The organism is Micromonospora deserti, from assembly GCF_003236335.1.
Taxonomy (GTDB): Bacteria; Actinomycetota; Actinomycetes; order Mycobacteriales; family Micromonosporaceae; genus Micromonospora; species Micromonospora deserti.
This window is the reverse complement of sequence record NZ_POUB01000573.1, coordinates 1-437: the sequence shown is the minus strand read 5'-3', so window position 1 is coordinate 437 and position 437 is coordinate 1. Positions and strand designations below refer to the sequence as shown.

The window sequence follows — 437 nt, the reverse complement described above, 5'->3', positions numbered from 1 at the left end:
TTATTGGAGTTCTTCTTTCATATTTAGCTTAATTCTTCAATCATTGCCCGTAAATGTTGCATTGATAATTCATAACCTAATAATTCCAAACTTTCTGGAAGTTCTGGTCCATGCATTTCATGGGTAATAGCAATTCGAATTGGCATCCAAAGTTTGCGACCCTTAATTCCAGTTTCCTTTTGAACCGCCTTAATATCTGCCAACATGTTAACTGTATCAAAGACTGGCAAATCACTGAATTGTTTTTCCAATGCTTTTAATACTGGAAGAGCATCATCCGTGGCCAATTCTTCTTTAGCCTCTTCATCGATATTTTCAGGACCATTAAAGAATAATTCTGTAAATTCAACAATTTGCGCTGTATAACTCATTTGACGCTTAAATAAGTTGATTAACTTACGTGCCCATTCTACCTTCATTGGTGCTGGGTTCTTTTC

Annotated in this window: 1 protein-coding gene; it reads right to left on the bottom strand. The window is 35.7% G+C overall.

What is annotated here, in order from left to right:
• Positions 1–23: 23 nt before the first annotated feature.
• A partial coding sequence (locus C1I99_RS35505; RefSeq protein WP_499877954.1) for a hypothetical protein occupies positions 24–437 on the bottom strand: 414 nt, incomplete at its 5' end.